The following is a 17,975-nucleotide window of genomic DNA, read 5'->3' as shown; positions in this document are numbered from 1 at the left end:
GGTGGTTCGCAGGGGCCATCAGTAGGCCTCGAAGTATTCGCGCTGTTCCCACTCGGTGACCTGGCCCTCGGCGGGCCGCTCCTGGGCGCGCCAGGCCTCGAAGCGGGAGACCTCGCTCGCCTTGAGCTTGGCCAGGGTGGCGGCGAGCGGCTTGCCCAGCAGCTCGGCGCCCTGACCCGCCCGGAAGGCCTCCAGGGCCTCGTCGAGGGACTGCGGCAGCGTCTCGTGCGCACCCTCGGCGCCGGCCGGGCGCGGGGCCGTGCCCGGGGTGGCGGTGAGCCCGTCGAAGCCCGCGGAGAGCTGGGCCGCGATGGCGAGGTAGGGGTTGGCGGTGGGTTCGCCGGTCCGGTTCTCGACGTGGGTCGCGGAGCCGCCGCCGACCACGCGGAGCATCACGCTGCGGTCCTCGTAGCTCCAGCCGATCCGGGTCGGCGAGAGCGAGAACTCCGAGCTGAGGCGGCGGTAGCCGTTGACGGTGGGCACCGAGAGCAGACACAGGTCGCGGGCGCGGGCCAGCAGGCCGTCGATGTACGCCCTGCCCCGGTCCGAGATGCCGCCGCCCTCGGCCGCGAAGATGTTGCGGCCGGCCGCGTCCATCACCGACTGGTGCAGGTGCCAGCCGCTCGGGTCGAAGCTGTCGACGCGCGGCAGCGACATGAAGGTGGCGTGGTAGCCCTGGCGCGCCGCGGTCTGCTTGACCATGGTGCGGAACAGCAGCATCGCGTCGGCGGTGTCCATCGCGTGCATCGGGTTGAACGTCGTCTCGATCTGACCCGGACCCGACTCGTGCTCGATCGACCGCAGCGGCAGGCCGAGTTCGAGGAGCTTGAGGGCTAGCGGGCTGGTGAAGTGGGCGACCGAGTCGTAGTGGGAGTCCAGGTTGAACTGGTAGCCCGAGTTCACCGCCTCGACCTGGGGGGCCGCGCCCTGGAGGCCGAAGCCGTTGCCCGCGTTCCCGGGAGGGCCGGGCAGCCGCTTGGTGAGGTACCACTCGACCTCCAGGCCCAGCACCGGGGTGAGGTCGCGGGCCGCGTAGCGGGCGACGACCTGGCGCAGCACGTTGCGTGCGGAGAGCGGGTGCGGGGAGCCGTCGCGCAGGTACTCGTCGCCGAGCACCCAGGCGGTGCGCGGCCCCTCGTGCGGCAGGATCTGGAAGGTCAGCGGGTCCGGCACCAGCACGAAGCTGCCCGCGCCGGCGATCTCGTCGACGCCCACGCCCGGGTCGGAGAGGTAGTCGAGCGCCGCCGCGTGACCGGTGTCGAAGATGAAGGGCCCGGAGCTGAAGTCCATGCCGTTGCGCAGGACCGAGCGGAACGCGTCGACCGTCAGCGTCTTGGAGCGGGCCAGACCGTGCGGGTCGCCGAAGGCCAGGCGGACGAGGTCGACCTCGTTCAGGGAGGCCTCGATCTGCTCGGCGGCGGCGGCCTGTTCGTCGGTCCAGAGGCCGAACTCGGTGACGAACGCGGGGCGACCGACGCCGCCCGACTCGGAGAAGGGGCTGGACCACGACCGGGAGAACATGGGTTACAGGATCCTTTCGGTTACTCGGTCCGGTGCGGCCGGCAGGGGACCGAGGTCCGCCTCTAGACGGCGTGCCGCTGACAGGACCAGATCGTCCGCCCCGAACGGGCCCACGAGTTGGAGTCCCACCGGGAGTCCGGCGCGGGTGAGCCCGGCCGGGAGGGAAACGGCCGGCTGGCCAGTCATATTGAAGGGATACGTGGCGGGTGTCCACGCCAGCCAGAGCAGGTCCTCTGGACGGCTCGCCCACTGGGGGCCGATCGCGTACGGATCGAACGGCTCGATGGGCACGGTGGCCATGGCGAGCAGGTCGTACCGGCCGAAGATCTCGTGCAGGGTGGTGCGCAGCGCCAGGCGCACCTCCTCGGCCCGCATCACGGTCGCGCCGCTGAGCGTGCGCCCGTGCCGGACGATCGCGAGGCGGCCCGGGTCGCACCACTCCTCGTCGGCGGGTGAGGTGGCGGCGGCGTCGCTGGCGGCGAGGATGTCGACGAGCGCCGGATACGGGTCGCGGAAGGGCACCTCGATCCGCTCGACGCGGTGGCCCTGGGCCTGAAGCGCGGGCAGGGCCTGCTCGGTGACCCGGCGGACCTCCGCGGAGGTGCCCGGGAACTCGATCCAGCCGATCCGCAGCGAGCGGCGCTGGCCCGGCAGGTCGACCGTGCCGATCAGCGAGTCCGGGTCGCCCGGATGCCCGCCGGTGATCACCGAGGCGAGCTCGACGACGTCCGGCACGGTCCGCGCGATCGGCCCCTGGTGGGAGAGCCGGTCGGCGCAGGCGGGCACATAGGGCACCTTGGCGAACGAGGGCTTGTAGCCGACGACCCCGCAGAACGCGGCGGGAATCCGGATGGAGCCCGCGCCGTCGGTGCCCAGCGCCCCCGAGCCCAGGCCCGCGGCCACCGCGGCGGCGGCCCCGCCGCTGGAGCCGCCGGCGGTCAGTTCGGGGTCCCAGGGGTTGCGGGTGGGCGGCGCCACCCGGCTCACCGTGGAGGCGCTCCAGCCGTACTCCGACGTCGTGGTCTTGCCCACGACGATCGCCCCGGCGGCCCGCAGCCGCGCCACCGAGGGCGCGTCGGCCCGGGGCCGCCGGTTCGCCAGGAGGGAGCCGCGGGCGGTGGGCAGGTCCCCGGTCTGGATGAGGTCCTTCACCGAGACGGTGATCCCGAGCAGCGGCTGCCGCTCGAAGGCCGCCCGGCCGAGCTCCCGGATCCGGGCGTCGGCCAGCTCGGCCTCCCGTACGGCCTCGTCGCCCGCGACCGAGACGAACGCCCCGAGCTCGATGTCGGTCTTCTGGATCGCGGTGAGGACCGACTGGACGTGCTCGGCCGCGGTGAGCTCGCCCCGGGCGAGCAGCTCGCGTATGTCACCGATGGAGGTCAACGGATCTCCCTGTAGGGGCAGGTGGGACGCCGGTCACGACACCGGGTGCGGCTGCCTGGCGTTCGCCGCCGCGGCCTGGACCGACGAGAGGTGCCATGCGGAGTCGAAGGCGGTGACCTCGATGTCCTCGCCCGCGGCCACCAGCGCGGCGGCGGCGCTCATGGCGCTGGCGATGAAGGCGGAGGTCCGGTGGGCGGCGAGCAGATCGCTCTCGTCGAACGGCCGGCCCTCGCAGCGCAGCAGGCGCAGGTCCATGAAGCCGTTGAACTTCCGGCCCAGCACCTCGACCGCCTGCGGGCTGCGGATGCTGAAGCGCACCTTCGCCGCGACATGGCCGTGGTGGTGCTGGTCGGAGTAGAAGGCGACGTCCGGGATGGTCGGCGGGATGAAGTGGTCGCGCTCCACCACGGCCGGCACCTTGGGCAGGTTGCCCGCGATGAAGTGCCAGGAGTTGTACTGCATCCGCGACGACATCGCCCAGGCGGTGTCGGCGAGCTGGGGCACCGAGTCCTCGAAGTAGCGCTTGGCCGCGGGGGCCGGCACCACACAGCAGAAGAAGTCGGTGATGTCCCACTTGGTGATCTCGGCGTAGCTCTGCTCGCGCAGGGCGCGCATCAGCTCGGGCAGCGAGCGCATGCCGCGGCTCATCGCGAAGTCGGCCTCGAAGACGTCGGTGGCACCGGCCACCGTCTCGTACACCAGGGCTTCGAGTCCGGTGCCGAAGTCGCCGTGCGGCCGGGCCAGCCAGCCGGGGGAGGCGGTCAGGCTCGCGCTCAGCTCCTCGAAGGTGGCGCCGGTGACCGGGAGCCGCTCGCGCAGCCGCTCGGCGAGCTCCGCCTCGCGCTGCCGCGACGCCTCGCCGTACGGACCCGCCAGGCGCTCGATCTTGTGCATCAGCGCGCCGTGGATCTCGCGGTAGAGCTGGGCGTTGGGCAGGACGTGCCCGACGCGCCGCTCGCGCAGCGCCATGGCCAGCTTGTTGAGCGCCTCGACCCGGTGCGTGGGGGCGGCCGGGACCGGCTCGCCGCCGGGCACCGCGTTGTAGTTGCGGCGGGTGCGCTCCAGCAGATACGCGAGGTGGTCCAGGGAGAGCTGGGTGCCGTTGGCCTCCTCGATACGGCCGGCGCCCGCCGACCGTACGAGCAGGGTGAGGCAGACGACCAGCATCGCGTCGTGGTCGGACCAGCGCTCCATCTCGACGCCGAGCAGACTGCTGAACGTCTCGCTGGGGTGGCCCGCCCACAGGGTCTTGCCGATGAGGTTGTTGCCCTCGCGGAAGTTGGTGTAGAGCTTCCCCTCCTGGTGGAGGACGAAGGGGGCGGTGCGCAGCGCCGACTCCCGTACGGTCTCCAGGAGTTCGTCGCGGGCCGGGGTGCCGAGCGCGGCCAGCCACTGGCGGCAGTCGACGACCTGGTCGGCGTAGCGGGCGGCGGCGCGGTTGACCTCGCTCTCGTAGTCGAGCAGGTCCTGCGCCGACCACGGCACGCTCATCACGCCGTCGACCAGGTTCTCCTCGTCGGCCAGCGAGCCCTGGGAGGGGACGCGCACGACGATGCGGCCGGTCGTGGTCAGGCCCAGCTCGCCCAGGAACGCGGTGCGCTCCTTGGAGTCGCGGACCGGGGCGGGCAGGTCCTCCTCGCGCCAGGAGATGCCGCAGAGCACCTTGAGCGCCGCCTCGTCCGCGGTGCGCAGCGCGCGCAGCTGGACGTCGGCGGGGACATGCCCGTCCAGGGTGAGCAGCGTGTTCACCGAGGTCCGCAGGTCACCGGCCTCGACGGCCTTCTCCCAGGCGTTCTTCAGCAGGGTGGGGAAGCCGGCCTCCTCGTCCTTGACGCGGTCCGGCTTCGGCGTGGCACCGGCCACCGCGCCCAGTCGGCTGGGCCGGCGGCTCTGGCGCTTCTTGGCGTTGATGGCCCGGCGCGACGTGCCGTTGCGTTCGGCGAAACTTGTCATGACACACCCTCAGCGGTAAGCCCGATGTGATTCCACATCTCGTCGGACGTCGGGGTCCAGTCCTCGTCCACGTAGATGCAGTCGACGGGGCACTCCAGGACGCACTTGGGGCAGCCCGAGCAGAGTTCGGGGATGATGACGACATCGAGCCCGTTGTCGAAGATGGCGTTGAACTCGGGCGGGCAGGCACGCAGGCAGGTGTCGCAGGTGATGCACTCGGCCCGCTCGATGCGGCGCGGCGGCTTCTTCCAGGTCTCGCTGCGCTTGCGCTCGGCGATCACCTTGTTGCGCCCGGATACCGAGCCTTCCACCTCGTCGAGTGAGTCGTCCGACGTATTCGTGGGCATGTGGCCCCCCTCTTGTCCTGTTTCGCTCGTGACCACGTAAGAGAGCATCAATAGCGCGCCGCACCTCGGCGACGTCGGCCAGAATTACACGGAGGCCCGCTCCATGGGAACGGCGGGCGAGCGGTGTGCAGGCGCGGATCAAAACGTGTGGTGGATTCCTGCTGGAGGGAATCTTGAATCGCGCGGACTCTTGATAATCCCCGGTGGCGCGGAGGGATGCAATATGCTCGACCCGGCACCCCGCAGGCGCGGGTGGGACGGCCCGAAGACTCCCGGACCAACCCCGCTGACCTGCGGAGACCGGGGGGTTGAGGCTAGGGCGGCGGTCCGTGGACCGGAGCCGCGGTGGGCGCGTCGTACGAAGGTATACGCGAAGCGCGCCCGTGCAACCGCGGAACTTTCGCAGTCGAACACCTTGCGCGCACACCCTCGCTGCGCAACTGGGCGGGCCACCGCTTACTGGTGTCACCGCACCGTTTTGCGGGCGCGGTGTCCGCTATCCATTCGCGTGCGTATTTCCGCCTCGACGGTCCGGCGGCGAGGAAAGGGAAATCCTTGATCGATAGGCCGCATAAAGTGATCGACGCCACCCGGTAAGAGGTGCTCCAGTATCCGGTCGGAAAACGGGGGAGGATTTCCCCGAGACGTCAATTGTTCAACGAGGGGCTGTGCGGGCCGCGCCCCGCCCGAGCGGCTCCGGGCGCACGCGGACGGCGCGCCACCGGGTCCTTCACCCGGTGACGCGCCGTGGTCGTGCCTGACGCCGTCTCAAAGGCCGCTGGGGTACGCCGGGTCGGCGCCGCCTCACCCGTCCAGGATGGTCAGATCCGTCCGGCTCAGCCGGTCGGGGGCGGCCCGCATGTCGATCCCGGTGATCCGCTCGTCCACGATCGTGAAGCCGAAGACCACCCGGGGCAGACCGCGCGGCGCCCACACCGCGCCCACGGCCCCGTCCACCAGCGCCAGCCGGGCGTAACGGGCCCGGCCCGAGAACGTCCTGGCCACCGAGGCCGCGCCCCGCACCTCCGCGCCCGGCGCGCCCGCCGCCACCGCCTCCGCGTCGGCGTGCAGCACCACGTCCGGGTCGAGCATCGCGATCAGCGTGTCGAAGTCACCGCCGCGCGAGGCGGCGAGGAAGGAGTCCACGATCCGCCGCAGCCGGTCCGAGCCGTCCTCGGGCAGCGGGTCGACGCTCTGCACCCGCACCCGCGCCCGGCCCGCGAGTTCGCGGGCGGCCTCGGCCCCGCGGGCGCCGACGATGGGCGCGATCTCCTCGTAGGGCAGACCGAACAGGTCGTGCAGGACGAACGCCATCCGCTCGGCCGGATCCAGCGTCTCCAGGACCACCAGCAGCGCCAGGCCCACCGAGTCCGCCAGCAACTCCTGGTGGACCGGACCCATCCGGGCCAGATCCGCCACCAGCGCGTCCGGCACCGGGGCCGTCAGATCGTCCGGCGCCCGGCGCGCGGCCGGCACCCGGGGCAGCAGCACGTTCGGACAGAGCGTCCTGCGCGAGCGCAGCCGGTCGAGGGAGACGTTGGCGACCACCGTCATCAGCCAGGCGGGCAGACCCCGGACCCCCTCGTCCGTGGCGTCGTCGCCGCTGTCGATGATCTGTAACCACGCTTCCTCGACGGCTTCGTCGGCCTCGTTCAGCGAGCCCAGCATCCGGTACGCCACGGCTCGCAGATGCGGGCGGCTCTCCTCGAAACGCCGCGCCAGCCATTCGCCGTCGTCCATCGGTCACATTCCTTCGTCGCGCTCCGTCAGTGAGTGACGAACGCGTCACGGTCACACCCTCTGGCCACGTTCCGTCATAGCAGTGACGAACAAAACCCAGCTCATGTGACAGGAAGAGGTACCCCGATCGAGTCGAGGCGATCGGGTCGTACAGGGGAGGCCCCTCGAACAGACCGAGTTCGACCGAGCCCTGAGCGCCCCACGGCCGCGCGGGACTCCCGACCCTTAGCGAGCAGTCATGACGACGCATCCTCCATCACCGAGGCAGTCCATCGAGGAGCCGCCGCCCCCGTCCACGTCTTCGTTCGCCCACAAGTACGCGAGGGCCGTCGCCGGCCGCCGCTCCAAGTGGGCCGTCCTCGTGCTGTGGGTGCTGCTCATCGTCGTGGGCGGGTCCCTCGCGGCCAAGCTCGGTGACGTCCAGAACAACGAGGCCCAGACCTGGTTGCCGAAGAACGCGCAGGCGACGAAGGCGGTGAAGATCGCCGAGGACTACTTCCAGGACAAGGGCCGTCTCGGCGCGGTCGTCGTCTACGCGCGCGAAGACGGCCTGACCGGCGCCGACTTGGCCAAGGTCAACGCCGACCGCGCCCGGTTCGTCACGGACAGGATCGCCGCTGCGGAGATCCCGCCGGTCACGGTCGCCTCCGACAACAAGGCCGCGTTCCTCAGCGTCCCCATCAAGTCGGACAAGGCCGACAACAGCGTCCTCGGCGACGGCGTGAAGGATCTGCGCAAGGCGGCGCAGAAGAGCGCGCCGGACGGCCTCGACGTGCGGATCACGGGCCCGGCCGGCAGCATCGCCGACTTCATCGATGTCTACTCCGGTATGGACGGCGCCCTGATGGGTGCCACGCTCGGACTCGTCGCGATCTTCCTGCTGTTCACGTACCGCAGCCCCGTCCTCTGGCTGATCCCGCTGCTCTCGGTGGGCCTGGCCAGCCAGGTCGCCAGCGCCGTCGTCTACCTCCTCGCCAAGCACGCGGGGCTCACGGTCAACGGCCAGAGCGCCTATGTGCTGATCGTCCTGGTCCTGGGCGTCGGCACCGACTACGCGCTGCTGCTGATCGCCCGGTACCGCGAGGAGCTGCACCGCCACGAGGACCGGCACGAGGCGATGGTGTACGCGCTGCGCCGCTGCCTGCCCGCGATCACCGCCTCCGCGGCGACCGTCGGCATCGCCACCCTCTGCCTGGTGTTCGGCTCCATGAACTCCACCCGGGGCCTCGGCCCGGTCGTCGCCCTCGGCGTGGTCATCGTCTACTTCGCGATGACCACGCTGCTGCCCGCGTTCCTGGTGATCCTGGGCCGCTGGGTGTTCTGGCCGTTCACCCCGCGCTACTCGGCGCAGTACGTGGACGCGAGCGTCGAGAAGGAGCACGGCTTCTGGGGGCGGATCTCCGGCTTCGTCGGCCGCCGGCCGCGCCCGATCTGGATCGGTACGGTCCTGGTCCTCGGTGCGCTGGCGTTCGGCGCGATGTCGCTTTCCACCGGCCAGACCCAGGCCGAGCAGTTCACCAAGAAGGTCGACTCGGTGGCCGGCCAGGAGCTGCTGTCCGAGCACTTCCCGGCCGGCTCCTCGGCCCCCGCCGACGTGTACGTCAAGGACGCGGGCGCGGCCACCGCGCTCTCCACGGTCCAGGGCGTGCCCGGCGTCACCAAGGCGACCACCGTGGCGTCCAGGAACGGCTGGACGCACATCGAGTCCGTCCTGAAGAACGCGCCGGACACCGAGGCCGCCCGCCAGACCGTCGACCGGATGCGCACCGCGCTGGACCACGCCTCCGGCGAGGCGCGGGACGCGGTGGTCGGCGGGCAGACGGCGATCGCGCTGGACACCTCCGACGCCCAGGGCAAGGAGGAGAAGGTACTGATCCCGCTCATCCTCGCGGTGGTCCTGATCATGCTGATCGTCCTGCTGCGGGCCCTGGTGGCACCGCTGATGCTGCTGCTGTCGGTGGTGCTCTCGTACACCGCGGCCGTGGGCTCGGCGGCGCTGCTGTTCCACGCCGTGGGGTATCCGCGGATCGACCGGGGGCTGCTGCTGTTCGGCTTCCTGTTCCTGGTCGCTCTCGGTGTCGACTACACCATCTTCCTGATGACCCGGGCCCGTGAGGAGGTCGGCAAGCGCGGCCACCGCGAAGGCGTCCTCACCAGCCTCACCGTCACCGGTGGTGTGATCACCTCGGCGGGCCTCGTCCTCGCCGCCACCTTCAGCGTCCTGGCGGCCATCCCGACGGTGGCCTCGCTCCAGCAGGGCCTGCTCGTGGCGGTCGGCATCCTGCTGGACACGTTCATCGTCCGCAGCCTGCTGATCCCGGCGCTCGCGCTGGAGCTCGGGCCGAAGTTCTGGCGCCCGGGCCACCCCGAGCGCGACGAGGCGGACCTTCCGGTCGGGCCGCGCGCCGAATCGGCGCGGCTGGGCTGACCTCCGTACGGACGGGAGCGCACCGGCTCGTCCCCACGGTCCTCGATCGCGGGCGCACCTCTTCCCACCCGGGAGGCGGTGCGCCCGTGGTGTGTCCGGGACCGGTCCGGGCCGGTCCGGAACCGGGACGTCACACTTTCGCGGGCCGGATCGTCAGTGTGGCGACACTTCAACGAAGGAGGAGCCATGACGTCGCCCATCCTGGTGACCGGCGGCACGGGCACGCTGGGACGACTGGTCGTCTCGCGGCTGCGGGACGCCGGCGCCGACGTCCGGGTGCTCAGCAGGAAGAGCCGCCCGGCCGAGACCGGTGTCACCCACGTGACCGGCGATCTCGCCAAGGACCAGGGCATCGGTCCCGCCGTCGAGGGCGTGGGCACGCTCGTGCACTGCGCCAGTGACAAGAAGGGCGACGCCGAGGCCACCCGCAACCTGGTCCGCGCGGCCGAGGCGGCCGGGGTCGCGCACCTCGTCTACATCTCCATCGTCGGCGTCGAGGACGTCTCCTTCGGCTACTTCAAGTCGAAGCTGGAGTCGGAGCGGGTGGTGACCGGCTCCAAGGTGCCGTGGACGCTGCTGCGCGTCACCCAGTTCTACGACTTCATCCTCAACGGAGCCCAGAAGGCGAAGAAGCTGCCCCTGGTCCCGGTCCCCGCGGGCTTCAAGGTACAGCCGATCGACCCCGAGGAGGTGGCGTCCCGGCTCGCCGAGCTGGCCGTGGACAAGGCGGCCGGGCGGGTGCCCGATCTGGTGGGGCCGCAGGCCACCGACGCGGTCGCGATGATCCGCGCGTATCTCAAGGCCGTCCACCGCGGCTCTCCGGTGGTCCCGGTGTGGATGCCGGGCCTGGGCAGGATCCGGGCCGGCGGGCTGCTGCCGAAGGGCCCGCGGGAGGGGTACGACACGGCCCGGGTGACCTGGGAGGAGTTCCTGGCCGCCAGGCTCGGCTGACCGGGCCCGGCGGGGAGCAGGGGGCCGGCCGCCCCCGGGGACGGACAATTTCATAGGGAATGACCGAACTGGATACCGAACATCCAAGATATGAACTTGATGTGACTTGTCCCATAGGCTGGGCCTCGCAGTGCGTGACGACGGGCCCGGTGGAGGAATGTGACCCATGGACGAGACCGAACGGCTGGCGGAGCGCTTCGAGGCGCACCGCCCCCATCTGCGGGCGGTCGCCTACCGGATGCTGGGCTCGCTGAACGAGGCCGAGGACGCCGTGCAGGAGTCCTGGTTCCGGCTCAGCCGCTCGGATGTGAGCACGGTGGAGAACCTGGGCGGCTGGCTGACCACGGTCGTCGCGCGCGTCTGCCTGGACATGCTGCGCTCGCGCGAGTCGCGGCGCGAGGACCTGCTGGGCGAGCGGCCACCGCCCGTCCACCACGGCGCGCACGAGAGCGCGGACCCCGAACAGGCAGCGGTCCTGGTCGACTCGGTCGGCCCGGCGCTGCTGGTGGTGCTCGACACGCTCTCCCCGGCCGAGCGGCTCGCCTTCGTCCTGCACGACATGTTCGCCGTCCCCTTCGACGACATCGCCCCCGTGGTGGGACGCTCCACCATCGCCACCCGGCAGCTCGCCAGCCGGGCACGCCGCCGGGTGCAGAACGCCGAGGCCGCGCCCACCGCCGACCGGGGCCGCCAGCGGCAGATCGTCGACGCCTTCCTCGCCGCCTCGCGCGGCGGCCGGTTCGACGAACTGCTCGCCCTGCTCGACCCGGAGGTCGTCGTCCGGGTCGACGGCGCCGCCCTGGCGATGGGCGCGAGCGGTGCCCTGGGTGCCCAGGCGGTCGCCAAGACGTTCTCCGGCCGGGCCCAGGTCGCCCAGCTCGCGCTGGTGGACGGGGCCCCGGGCATGGTCTGGGCGCCGAACGGCAGTGTGAAGGTGGTGTTCGACTTCATCGTCGTGGACGGCCGGATCGCCGCGATCGACATGCTCGCGGACCCCGGACACCTGGACGAAATGGACGTCAAGATCCTGGCGGAGTAGCCGGCGGCCACCCGGACGCGGGCGCGGAACGGGCCCCGAAACCGGGAACGCTCCCCGTTTCCCCTCGGGAAATCCCCGGTTCTCATGGGAAGCACCCCCCGAAACCCCGCTCCACCCGGCACGCTCCATGCAACACCAAGAGGCGCAGCCCGGCCATCCGGCCGTGCTGCGCCTCTGTCATTCCTTGAGCGGACTCCGAGCGCGGGCGGATCAGCCGCGCCGGACCGCCATCCGCTGCCGCGCCGCCTCGGCGAGCGCCGTGAACGGGCTGTCGTCGTCGGACTCCTCGGCGTGCCACTGCACACCGACCGCGAACGGGTGGCCGTCGACCTCGATCGCCTCCACCGTCCCGTCCTCGGACCAGGCGGTCACCGTCAGACCCTCTCCCACCCGGTCGATGACCTGGTGGTGGTGGCAGGGCACGACGTCCTTCTTCAGGAACTCGGCGAGGTGGCTGCCGGGTTCGAGCCGCACCTTCTGCTGCCCGTACTCCTTCCCCCCGGGGGAGTGGTTGTCGTGGCCGACGATCTCCGGAAGGTGCTGGTGGAGGGTGCCGCCGCGCAGGATGTTGATGAGCTGCTCACCGCGGCAGATGCCGAGGGTGGGCAGGTCGTCCGCCAACGCGGCCTCGATCAGGGCGAGTTCGGCCCGGTCCCGGGTGGTGTCGTTCCAGCCGGTCTTCTCGTGCTTGTCCTGCCCGTACAGCGCCGGGTCCGCGTCGGGACCCGCGAGCAGCAGCAGACCGTCGAGGCCGCCGATGGTCTGCTCCACACCCGGCTGCGGAGCCAGCAGCACCGGTATGCAGCCGGCGTCGGCGACCTTCTGGACGAACGTCTGCGGAACGAACGTCGCGTCCATCTCGAAGATCGCGAACTTGATCTGGGTCACGACGGCCGTGATGCCGATGACGGGCCGGCGTGTGCGGTCCAGCGAGTTCAGGGTCTCGTTGACGGCGGAATGCACAGTGCACCTCACAAAGGGTCAGATCTTGAGTACGGGGCGGAACTCCGCCTCGTGGTGGGTGATCCACTCGGCGTACGTGTAGGCGGGGCGGCCGGTGACGAGTTCGACGGTGGGCAGGACCTCCGCCTCCTTGCCCAGCAACTCCACACGCCGGTCGAGGATCTGATCGGCCACGTACCCGGAGAGGTAGTTGACCATCGCCGCGCGGACGCGTTCGCGCGGCACCTCCTGGAAGCGGGTGGGGATGCCGAGCGCGGCGCCGAGCAGGCGCACCCGTTCCTCCTGGCTGAGCGACTGGGGCCCGGTGATCGAGTGGATCGTGCCGGATTCCGCCGCGAGCAGGGACTTCACCGCGACCGCCGCGATGTCGCGCTCATGGATCGGCGCCATCGCGGAACTTCCGTACACACCGTGCACCACTCCGTCTTTGGCGATCTGGGGTATCCAGAGGAGATCGTTGGACATGAACGCGCTCGGCCGCAGGAACGTCCATGACATTCCCGACTCGACGACTGCCTTCTCGCACGCGATGTGCGGCTCTTCGGCAGCATAGGTGACCGCCTCGGAAGACAGCATGACCACATGTTGCACCCCAGCAGCCGCGATGGCGTCGACCGCTCCCTGGAGCTCGCCGAACACCGGCCACAGATAGAGGCGTTCAACTCCCCGCAGCGCCTTGCCCAGCGTCTCGGGCCGGCCCAGATCGGCCGCCAGTACCTCCACGTCGCCCGGCAGGGCGCACTTGGCGGGATCGCGGGCGATGGCCCGTACCTGCTCCCCCGATTTCAGCAGCTCGTCGACGATGTTTCTGCCGACGTTCCCGGTCGCGCCGGTTACCAAGATCATGTCTTCTCCCGTGGTCAAGGGGGGACGTCCGATGGATGTCTTGCATCTTGCGAAGGCAACTCATACGGGCACGGATAATCCGGCCACAGGTGATCCGGCACGGGTAATGCGGACACACGTATTCCGGGCAGGGGAAAGCGCGCGGCCGGGCGGTGGGTGGGGCGCTGCGGTGTGCCGCGCGGCGGAGACTCGTGAATAAGTGACCGACCGGTAAGTAGGCCGGTTTTGGAAAAACGTTTCTGCAGGGCAGCGTCGGCCATGAGGCGGCAGTGCCTCATGGCCGACGGTGGAGCGGGGAGGTGTGGTTACCCGGTCTTGCTCTCGGAGAGGTTGATCCGCCAGGAGACCCCGAACCGGTCGTTGACCCAGGCGAACTTGGCGCTGAACCCATAGGTGCCGACCGGCATGATCACCTCACCCTTCTCGGAGAGGCCCTCGAAGACCCGGTCGAACTCCTCGTCCGAGTCGCACTGCACGTACACCGCCATCGCGGGTGAGAACGAGTAACTGTCCCAAGGGGCGTGGTCGGAGCCCCGGGCGCCGTCCGGCGGAATGTTGATGCACATGAACTGCTGCCCGGCCAGGGTGAAGACCGCGTGCTGCAGGGTTCCCTCCACCCAGCCCGGCTCACCGGCCCGGGCGCGAATGGTGTTGATCACCTCTGAGCCGTCGAAGAGGGACGTGTAGAACGTCACCGCCTCCTCGGCATCCTGCGGGAACGCCAGAAAAACCGTGAGCTTCTGCGTGACTGCGGAGGACATCGCTCTCCTTATTAAGTCTGGTGTTCTGCGTGGAGCACCCTTGCAACATCCAATTCTTCGAGTCAAGAGGGCAACCGCGGAAAGTCGATGTCGAGCGGCCTTTTTGATCTTGATCGCGTACCGGCTATCCGGAACAAGGCACTTCGGTCTGTTGAATACCTCATTCCTATTCCGCTTTTCCGTTCTCTTCCGATGGGCGGAAAAGGATCACCGGGGGTTCTGGGGCATATTTCAATAAGGATTGCCCAAGTGGCGGAAGTGGTGCCCGCGGAGATCATGGAAAACAGCAGGACCCATTCCCCTTGACGCCCCTGATCGTCGAGTTGCAGACTTCTTCGGCGGCCCGAAAGGTCTTTTGTGGGAGCCGCTGAGCATGATCACATTCAACGCTCCGTTTTCGATCTCGACAGGCCGATTGAGCGGCGTCGTGGGGCGTTGCGAGTGGATTCCCGAGCCGCTGAATTCGATCTCGCATATCTCATCCAGGAGGACGAAAAATGGGAACTGGCGTGATCATTGCCGGTGCCGGACCCGTCGGGCTGATGCTGGCCGGCGAACTGCGGCTGAACGGCGTCGACGTCGTCGTCTACGAGCAGAGAGCCACTCCGAGCGGGGAGTCGCGCGGAGTCGGGTTCACCCGGCGTGCCGCGGAGGTCTTCCACCAGCGCGGACTGCTGGCCCGCTTCGGTGACATCGAGATCGGCAACGAGGGCCACTTCGGCGGTGTGCGCATCGACTTCACCGCCCTGGAGGACAACCACTTCGGCATCCGCGGAGTGCCCCAGTACCGCATCGAGGAGATCCTGGAGGCGTGGGCCATCGACCTCGGCGCGGAGGTGCGCCGCGGATACGAGGTGGTCGACTACCGGGAAGGGCCGGACGACATCACGGTGGTGGTGGACGGGCCGGACGGCCGCGCCGAGCACACCGCCCGGTACCTGGTGGGCTGCGACGGCGGGCGCTCCCGTATCCGCAAGCTGGCCGGCATCGACTTCCCCGGGCGCGAGGCCACCCGCGGGATGTACGTGGCGGATGTCGTGGACCGTCCCGACATCAAGCCGCGGGTGATCGGCGAGCGGGTCGACGGCGGCATGGTGATGGCCATCCGCCTGGAGGAGGGCGTGACCCGGATCATCATCCACCCGGCGAAGCTCACCCCCCGCGACAACACCAAGCTGACGTTTACCGAGATCGCGGACTCCTGGCAGGAGCTCACCGGGCAGTCGCTGCACGGGGCCGAGACGAAGTGGGTCAGCGCGTTCACCAACGCCACCCGCCAGGCCGCGGAGTACCGGCGCGGCCGGGTGCTGCTCTCCGGCGACTCCACCCACATCCACATCCCGGCCGGCGCCCAGGGGCTGAGCGTCGGTGTCCAGGACGCGGTGAACCTCGGCTGGAAGCTGGCCGCCACCGTCAACGGCTGGGCGCCCGAGGGGTTGCTCGACACCTACCACGCCGAACGGCACCCGGTGGGCGAGAAGCTGCTGCGCAACACCCTCGCCCAGGCCTCCCTCTATCTCACCGGTGACGAGATGGAACCGATGCGCCAGGTGATGCGCGAGCTGGTGCAGTCGCCCGACGCGGCGCGGCGCCTGGCCGGGCACGTCAGCGGCCTCGGTATCCGGTACGACATGGGCGGCGCCGTGGGCCACCCGCTGCTCGGGCTGCGGATGCCCGACCGCGAGGTCAAGCTCGGGGACGGCTCCACCACCCGGGTCTCGGAGCTGCTGCACCGGGCGCGCGGTGTGCTGGTCGTCGCGGACGGCAGCGCCGAGCCGGCCCGCCTCGCCGAGGGCTGGTCCGACCGGATCGACATCGTCACCGGGGCGAGCTGGTCGGACCGGGTGGACATCGTCCCGGACGGCTGGGTCCCGGCGGACACGGCCGAGGGCACGACCCCGGACGCCGTCCTCATCCGTCCCGACGGACACGTGGCGTGGGTCGCCCCGGACGGCGGCGAGCTGCTCGACGCGCTCGCGCGCTGGTTCGGCTCGCCGCGCTGAGCCGGCGCCCGCGCCCGTCCCGCCGACCCGCCGACCTGCAGGAGGTTCTGTGATCGAATTCGTGGAGGCAGACGAGACCACTCCTTATACACAGCAACTGAAGGAGCGCACTGGCCAGGTCGTGCTGGTCAACACGTTCACCGTGCCGAAGGGCAGGACCGAGGAGTTCCTGGCGCTCTGGCGCGAGGACGCCGCATACTTCACGCGGCAGCCCGGCTTCGTCTCCACGCAGATGCACCGGGGCATCGCCGGCAGCCGCATCCTGGTGAACGTCGCGGTCTGGCAGTCCGCCGCCCATCTGGCGGCGGCACACGACAACCTTGAGGTCCGTCCCGGCGGTTCGGGGTACCCGCGGGGCTGCACGGTCTCGCCCCATCTGTACGAGAAGGTCGCGGTCGACGGCATCTGCGGCGACTGACGCTTCGCAGGCCCGGGGCCCGTCACACCGATGTGACGGGATCCGGGTCTGTTCTCGGCCAGAAAACCAGCCAACTTCGCGCCACGTCGTGGGAGTTGGTCCACCGCCCCGAGGCGGGAGAGCGGGCGGCGGCCGACCCCGGGGCGGGGGAGCGTCCGGGGCGCATCACGAGTGCGAAGCCGATCAACACCCCCGAATGTGCGATCCCGGCCCCTCTTCTGACGCTCCCTGACGTCCGGTCCCCCTCAGTGGACCGATTCCCCCGACTGTTCACCTCCGACGGTACAGAAGGTTGTCCGCACTTGACGGAACCTGAACTTCCGCTCTGCTCGACCGCCGTTTGCGACCCGTACAGCAGTGCGGTCCGTGCCGCTCCGAGGGCCCTTCAAGCTGCCCGGCACACGCCTTACGCGCGCGTGAACGGCCTTGTGCCACAAGGAAATCCGGGCCTCGGCAACCGGCTCCGGGGTGGTTGACAAGGCCTGCCCGGTCGCCTTTCATTTCGCACACCGGAAGTGGATTCCGGTTCCGATTCATTGCGAGGGGGCGCAAAGTGAGTCTGGCCGAGCAATCAATTGATGATCAGTTACTGAAGATCCACGCGGCGGACCTCGACGAGGTCGTGACCTCCATGGTCTGGATCGAGTCGCATCCCGCCGGTGAAGTACGCATCGACTCCCTGGTCTTCGAGGACTCGCCCCGTCTCGGCGGCGCGGACGAGGACCATGTGCGCGTGCTCGCCGAAGCCGGCGACTCGCTGCCGCCGATCACCGTCCACCGCCCGTCGATGCGCGTCATCGACGGCACCCACCGGGTTCGCGCCGCGCTCCTCAACGGCCGGACCACCATCCAGGCCCGGATGGTCGACTGCGACGAGGGCGCCGCATACGTCCTGGCGGTCAAGGCCAACGTCACCCACGGTCTGCCGCTGTCGCGCTCGGACCGCTCGGTCGCCGCCGCGCGGATCATCATGACCCACCCGCAGTGGTCGGACCGGGCCGTCGCCGCCGCCGTGGGCCTCTCCGACAAGACGATCTCCCGGATCAGGTCCCGCTCCTCGGCGGACGCTCCGCAGTCGAACGCGCGCCTGGGACGGGACGGCCGGTTGCGCCCGCTGGACAGCGGATACCGCCGCCAGCAGGCCGCCGCGATGATCCACGAGCGGCCCGACGCGGGGCTGCGCGAGGTGGCCCGGGCGACCGGCCTCTCGCCCGCCACCGTGCGGGACGTACGGCAGCGCATCGACCGGGGCGAGGACCCCGTGCCGGGCCGCTACCGTACGGCGGCGGGCCAGAGCCCGGCGCCCGGCACGCCCGTGGTGCCCCGGCAGACGCAGCGGGCGGTGAGCGCCCGCAGCGAGCGGCGGGAGATCACCGTCGACCGGCAGAAACTGCTCGCCAAGCTGAGCGAGGACCCCTCGCTGCGGCTCAACGAGGCCGGCCGGCGCACCCTGCGCTGGCTCCACCACTACACGGTGGACGGCGAGGGCATGGAGACCCTCGGCCGCGGTCTGCCCGGCCACTGGGCACCCGAGGTCGCCGACCTCGCACGCAGCTGCGCCGCCGCCTGGCAGACCCTTGCCGAGCAGCTCCAGCAGCGGGCCGAGTGAGCCGGCCGGGCAC

General features: G+C 70.3%; 14 protein-coding genes. 6 read left to right on the top strand and 8 right to left on the bottom strand.

The window, feature by feature from the left end; all coding sequences use genetic code 11:
* Window positions 1-18: 18 nt before the first annotated feature.
* The 5 genes from ACJA3G_RS00615 to ACJA3G_RS00595 form a co-directional block, all read right to left on the bottom strand.
* A complete protein-coding gene (locus tag ACJA3G_RS00615) occupies window positions 19-1,521 on the bottom strand; it encodes a glutamine synthetase family protein (RefSeq protein ID WP_406550837.1) in 1,503 nt (500 codons plus the stop codon).
* A gap of 3 nt (window positions 1,522-1,524) precedes the next feature.
* Window positions 1,525-2,904 (bottom strand): amidase, encoded by a 1,380-nt coding sequence (locus ACJA3G_RS00610; protein ID WP_406550836.1) that lies wholly within the window; start codon window positions 2,902-2,904, stop codon window positions 1,525-1,527.
* A 33-nt stretch (window positions 2,905-2,937) separates the two neighbouring features.
* On the bottom strand, window positions 2,938-4,857 hold the full coding sequence (locus tag ACJA3G_RS00605; protein WP_406550835.1) for a hypothetical protein: 1,920 nt from the start codon (window positions 4,855-4,857) through the stop codon (window positions 2,938-2,940).
* Window positions 4,854-5,204 carry a 4Fe-4S dicluster-binding protein gene (locus ACJA3G_RS00600; protein WP_406550834.1) on the bottom strand — a complete coding sequence of 117 codons (351 nt, stop codon included), beginning with the start codon at window positions 5,202-5,204 and terminating at the stop codon, window positions 4,854-4,856. The genes ACJA3G_RS00605 and ACJA3G_RS00600 overlap by 4 nt, the downstream gene beginning before the upstream one ends.
* A gap of 804 nt (window positions 5,205-6,008) precedes the next feature.
* Entirely contained in the window at window positions 6,009-6,944 is a 936-nt protein-coding gene (locus tag ACJA3G_RS00595; protein WP_406550833.1) for a sigma-70 family RNA polymerase sigma factor, read from the bottom strand.
* 238 nt (window positions 6,945-7,182) lie between these two features.
* Here ACJA3G_RS00595 and ACJA3G_RS00590 point away from each other — a divergent pair, with 238 nt between their 5' ends.
* From ACJA3G_RS00590 to ACJA3G_RS00580, 3 genes are all read left to right on the top strand, one after another.
* Complete coding sequence (locus tag ACJA3G_RS00590; RefSeq protein WP_406550832.1) at window positions 7,183-9,372, top strand: MMPL family transporter; 2,190 nt, start codon at window positions 7,183-7,185, stop codon at window positions 9,370-9,372.
* A 186-nt stretch (window positions 9,373-9,558) separates the two neighbouring features.
* Window positions 9,559-10,323 (top strand): SDR family oxidoreductase, encoded by a 765-nt coding sequence (locus ACJA3G_RS00585; RefSeq protein WP_406550831.1) that lies wholly within the window; start codon window positions 9,559-9,561, stop codon window positions 10,321-10,323.
* Window positions 10,324-10,489: 166 nt separating this feature from the next.
* On the top strand, window positions 10,490-11,362 hold the full coding sequence (locus ACJA3G_RS00580) for a sigma-70 family RNA polymerase sigma factor (protein ID WP_406550830.1): 873 nt from the start codon (window positions 10,490-10,492) through the stop codon (window positions 11,360-11,362).
* Between the two features lie 210 nt (window positions 11,363-11,572).
* Here ACJA3G_RS00580 and ACJA3G_RS00575 read toward each other — a convergent pair whose 3' ends face one another.
* The 3 genes from ACJA3G_RS00575 to ACJA3G_RS00565 form a co-directional block, all read right to left on the bottom strand.
* Window positions 11,573-12,325, bottom strand: a complete 753-nt coding sequence (locus ACJA3G_RS00575; RefSeq protein WP_406550829.1) for a gamma-glutamyl-gamma-aminobutyrate hydrolase family protein — start codon at window positions 12,323-12,325, stop codon at window positions 11,573-11,575.
* An 18-nt stretch (window positions 12,326-12,343) separates the two neighbouring features.
* Complete coding sequence (locus tag ACJA3G_RS00570; RefSeq protein WP_406550828.1) at window positions 12,344-13,171, bottom strand: NAD(P)H-binding protein; 828 nt, start codon at window positions 13,169-13,171, stop codon at window positions 12,344-12,346.
* Window positions 13,172-13,476: 305 nt separating this feature from the next.
* Window positions 13,477-13,932, bottom strand: a complete 456-nt coding sequence (locus ACJA3G_RS00565) for a VOC family protein (RefSeq protein WP_406550827.1) — start codon at window positions 13,930-13,932, stop codon at window positions 13,477-13,479.
* Window positions 13,933-14,429: 497 nt separating this feature from the next.
* Between ACJA3G_RS00565 and ACJA3G_RS00560 the strand changes: the two genes are divergently transcribed.
* From ACJA3G_RS00560 to ACJA3G_RS00550, 3 genes are all read left to right on the top strand, one after another.
* Window positions 14,430-15,935, top strand: coding sequence for an FAD-dependent monooxygenase (locus ACJA3G_RS00560; RefSeq protein ID WP_406550826.1), 1,506 nt, complete (start codon window positions 14,430-14,432; stop codon window positions 15,933-15,935).
* A 49-nt stretch (window positions 15,936-15,984) separates the two neighbouring features.
* Window positions 15,985-16,353 (top strand): antibiotic biosynthesis monooxygenase family protein, encoded by a 369-nt coding sequence (locus ACJA3G_RS00555; protein ID WP_406550825.1) that lies wholly within the window; start codon window positions 15,985-15,987, stop codon window positions 16,351-16,353.
* Window positions 16,354-16,906: 553 nt separating this feature from the next.
* Window positions 16,907-17,962, top strand: coding sequence for a ParB/RepB/Spo0J family partition protein (locus ACJA3G_RS00550; protein WP_406550824.1), 1,056 nt, complete (start codon window positions 16,907-16,909; stop codon window positions 17,960-17,962).
* Window positions 17,963-17,975: the final 13 nt, after the last annotated feature.

Source organism: Streptomyces sp. YS-3, assembly GCF_045257485.1.
GTDB lineage: Bacteria > Actinomycetota > Actinomycetes > Streptomycetales > Streptomycetaceae > Streptomyces.
This window is presented reverse-complemented; position numbering and strand designations above follow the sequence as displayed.